Source organism: Fontibacter flavus (assembly GCF_042432905.1).
Lineage (GTDB): Bacteria > Bacteroidota > Bacteroidia > Cytophagales > Cyclobacteriaceae > Fontibacter > Fontibacter flavus.
In genome coordinates, this window is record NZ_JBHLWI010000072.1 from 1 (window position 1) to 4202 (window position 4202).

General features: G+C 35.3%; 3 protein-coding genes. All 3 read left to right on the plus strand.

Features of this window, described 5'->3' with window-relative positions; genetic code table 11:
* Nucleotides 1–162: 162 nt before the first annotated feature.
* The 3 genes from ACFFIP_RS17935 to ACFFIP_RS17945 are packed head-to-tail and all read left to right on the plus strand — an operon-like array spanning nucleotide 163 to nucleotide 3937.
* On the plus strand, nucleotides 163–444 hold the full coding sequence (locus tag ACFFIP_RS17935) for a type II toxin-antitoxin system RelE family toxin (protein ID WP_382389141.1): 282 nt from the start codon (nucleotides 163–165) through the stop codon (nucleotides 442–444).
* Between the two features lies 1 nt (nucleotide 445).
* On the plus strand, nucleotides 446–1075 hold the full coding sequence (locus tag ACFFIP_RS17940; RefSeq protein WP_382389143.1) for a Shedu immune nuclease family protein: 630 nt from the start codon (nucleotides 446–448) through the stop codon (nucleotides 1073–1075).
* Nucleotides 1076–1135: 60 nt separating this feature from the next.
* Entirely contained in the window at nucleotides 1136–3937 is a 2802-nt protein-coding gene (locus ACFFIP_RS17945; protein ID WP_382389144.1) for a TrlF family AAA-like ATPase, read from the plus strand.
* Nucleotides 3938–4202: the final 265 nt, after the last annotated feature.

The window sequence follows — 4202 nt, forward strand, 5'->3', positions numbered from 1 at the left end:
AATATGTTTGTACATTGGTCAATCAGTAAAATCTGAATGATAGTATGTCAAGAGCCGTGTGAGTCGAGAGGTTCACGCACGGTTCTGTGAGAGGCTTGAGCTGAAATGCCCTTGCCTACTTGACCGCCAAAACGTTGGCGGTAATGCTAAATGACAGACAAAGTGAAACAAATCGAATTTACAAAAGCAGCTGAAAACGCATTGACTTCTCTTGACCCAAAGGAACAAGAAAAGGCAATAAAGCTTCTGCATACAATTTCAGAAAATATAACCGACCCTGTATTAACTGGAAAAATTAATAAGTTGACAGGAAGCGGTATTAATTTGTTTGCAATTAGACTTTCCCTAAAGCTTCGAATAATTATTGAACTATTGGAAGACAGGGTCAATGTCATTGATATTCTTAATCATGACCTTTTTGAAAGGTATTTTAAAAAGGCGTAAGATGAAGACATTGATAAATCACACATTCGACTTCACAGCGTATGAAAGGGAACTTTCAGAGTTTAAAACACTGCTGGACAATAATCCCGAACTTAGTGAAAGCCGTGACATACTTCCTTTCTTCAAGGATAGACCTAATTTATCAACTCAAATTGCAACATTAATCCCTCAAATGGTAAATAATGAAAAACTTGCATATGAATTTGATATTTTCGGTGACTTTGCTGCAGACATTGCTGTAGGTGACCCTTCATCAAACACTTTTTGTTTCATTGAATTTGAAGATGCAAAGGCAGAAAGCATATTCGTCAAAAACGGAAAAAAATATAAAGACGAATTTTCTAGCAGACTTGAACATGGTTTCAGCCAAATTATTGACTGGTTTTATAAAATTGACGGACTTCAAAATTCAGATGACTTTGAAGAACGGTTTGGTAGAAATAAAATTGAATATGAAGGAATTCTTGTGATAGGTAGAGACCATTTTTTAAATACATCATTAAAAAAACGTCTTGATTGGAGAGCAAGAAGAACGGTGGTTAATTCAAAACATTTGTATTGTTACACTTTTGATGAGTTGCATTCCATTCTGACAAGTAAAATAGCTATGTTGAGACTACTAACTGCATGATATTGAAAGAATTATATACCGACTGCACACGTTTGGCGGTAATGCTAAAATGATAACATAATGAATAAAGGAACTAGATTTTACAACTGCGACTTTCAAGTCCACACACCAAGAGACATTAATTGGTCAGGACCTAAACCCGTTACAGATGAAGACAGAAACGCCTATGCATCAAGGTTTGTGCTAGCCTGTAGACAAAAAGGTGTCAACGCTGTAGCAATTACCGACCATCACGACTTAGTCTTTTTTCCATACATTAAGGCTGCTGCACAAAATGAAGTTTATGATAATGGCGACCCAGTAAATGAGAATGATAAATTAATAGTCTTTCCAGGTGTTGAATTAACTCTTAGCAATCCACCTTGTCAAGCACTTTTAATTTTAGACGCCAACTTTCCTGAAGACCAACTTATAAGGGTATTACATAAATTATCCATTGAACAAAATCCAGTTTCAGAACCTTCAACAATACCGACTATTGCAATACCCTCAGATGTTGTTAATGGTCTAAGAGACTTGTATGCAAAATTAGATTCGATTGATGTTCTAAAAGGCAGGTATATTGTTCTTCCTCATACTTCTCGTGGGCACAAAGGAATTTTAAGAAGAGACTTCTACGAACACTACGTCAAAATGCCTTGTGTAAGTGGTTATATAGATGGAGCAATACCAGACGATGTAGGTCTCAAAAATATTATTAGTGGTAAAGATAGGAACTACGGCTTCCGTTCTATTGCTGTTTTTCAAACTTCCGACAATCGTAAGGATACATTCGAAGATTTAGGTACAGCAACAACTTGGGTTAAATGGGCAACACCAACAGCAGAAGCACTCCGACAAGCAAGCTTAGCGAAGGAATCTAGGTTGTCCTTAACAGAACCAATATTGCCGCAAATATTCTTAAGCAAACTAAGTGTGACCAATTCTAAATTTTTGGGTAGAATAGAATTGAATCTGAACCAACAATATAATGCCCTTATTGGTGGACGTGGAACAGGTAAGTCTACAATATTGGAATATTTACGATGGGGGTTGTGCGACCAAATCATTGGCGTAGAAAAATATGAATCAGAGTCTGAAATACAGAAAAGACGGCAAATATTAATTGAAAAAACACTCGTGCCATTTTCAGGAGAAGTTAGAGTAACTGCTTCAATAAATGGAATCGAGCATATTGTCAAACGGAATTCTGCATCTAAAGAAATTCTTTTAAAAATTGGCAAAGGCGAATTTGAAAAAGTAACTGAAGAAGAGATAAGAAGACTGATACCAATTCAAGCATATAGTCAAAAGCAGTTAAGTAGTGTCGGTGTCAGAACTGACGAGCTAAAAAGATTTATACAACAACCAATTTCAAATGAGTTAAACAATATTGCCTTTGGTTTAAGAGAAGTTTCTAAAAATTTAAAAGGTGCTTACGGAAATCTTGTACGTAAAAAAGAAATTCTAAATGAAATTGAAGAACTAAGACTTCAGCATAAATCGGTAAGCGAACAAGTTCAAAATTTGCGTAAATCATTAAAGGGACTTACCGAAGAAGATAAAAAAGTAATTGAAAACAAAGAGTTAATTGAGAATGAACAAACACATATTCAAGAGTCAACAAATGAAATAGAACTTTTTAAGAACAAGTTTCAATCAATATCAGAATCAATTAATGATTATCCATCTGAAATTAAACCTGATACTGCTCTATTAAACAAAGAAGCTCTTCAAGAAATACAATCAGAGAAAACGAAACTGTTTAACTCGTTGAAAGAAAAGCTTTCTGAAATCACATTACTATTTTCAAGTGAAAGCTTATCAGGTTACAATACCGCTGTTAATAAATGGAATGAACTTAAAAAGACTTTCGATGCTAGTTACGAACAAATTAAAGAAAAGGCATCAGCCAACGAAAGTATAATCAAAGAAATAAATCAATTAGAGAATAGATTGAGAGAACTTACAGACTCAATTAATGAGCGTCTTTCAAAGGTAAAGGAACTAGGGAATCCTGAAACAATTTTCTCTGACGAAAAAGAAAAATGGTATTCTCTTCATCAGAATAAGATAGACCTGCTAAATAAACAAGCTGAAAATTTCACAACTCTGTCAAAAGGCATCATAAAAGCAGAAGTAACTAAAAGTATTAACATCGAAAGAATTCAGGAGTTAATTGTTTCTTCCTTTACAGGCACTAGAATTAGTAAGGACAAGATTGACATTCTTTGTCAAAAAATAAGCGATAGTGATTCACCCCTCGACTCTTGGAAAACCGCATTAGATGAATTAAATTCTTTAGCTGAGTATAAAATACTTGAAGGAAAACCGATTGAACTGCCCGAAACACCATTATTAACTGAATCAGGTTTAAATGACACCAATATCCAGCGAATAGTCGAGATGTTTTCTCCTGACAATTGGTTAGCTATGGTTACACAGGAAATCGAGTTTGAACCCCAATTTTTCTATTCAACCGGTAATGAAATGCAAGACATCATTCCATTCTCAGAAGCTTCGGCAGGGCAACAAGCAACTGCTTTATTATCTGTTCTTTTAAATCAGGAAGGTAGTCCGCTTTTAATTGACCAACCCGAAGATGATATAGACAATCGAGCCATTAATGACATCATAGAAAATATTTGGTCTGCCAAGAATAAAAGACAACTTATTTTCACTAGTCATAATGCTAACCTTGTTGTAAATGGAGATGCTGAATTGGTTGTGTGCTGCGACTACAAAGAATCAAGTCAGCAGACTCAAGGCGAAATTAAATATGAAGGTGCCATTGACAATCCTGAAATTAAAAAGGAAATCACATTAATAATGGAAGGTGGCGAAAAAGCATTTAAGTTGAGAAAGGAAAAATATGGATTCTAAAGAAGCACATACCGCCAACATGCGTTTGGCGTCATGCGGGGTGAAGTGCTTAAATTCAAGTGCAGTTTTTCAAATCAACTTTAGTGCTGGGTTGACAGTTTTGTGCCCTGAAATCCCGCACGAACGCCAAGCGCCAAAACGTCAGGCTGTGAAAAAACTTTCAGTTTTTGGAAAAAGCCGCATTTTTGGAGCGTATAGGGACTTCACAGGGTCTTGAACTTGAATTTGAGTCAACTTTATATTTGAATCGTTAGTTTTTAAGGAT

Excerpts from the sequence above, each read along its gene's own strand:
- ACFFIP_RS17945 (WP_382389144.1), top strand. The coding sequence starts at position 1,136 with ATGAATAAAGGAACTAGATTTTACAACTGCGACTTTCAAGTCCACACA.
- ACFFIP_RS17940 (WP_382389143.1), top strand. The coding sequence starts at position 446 with ATGAAGACATTGATAAATCACACATTCGACTTCACAGCGTATGAAAGG.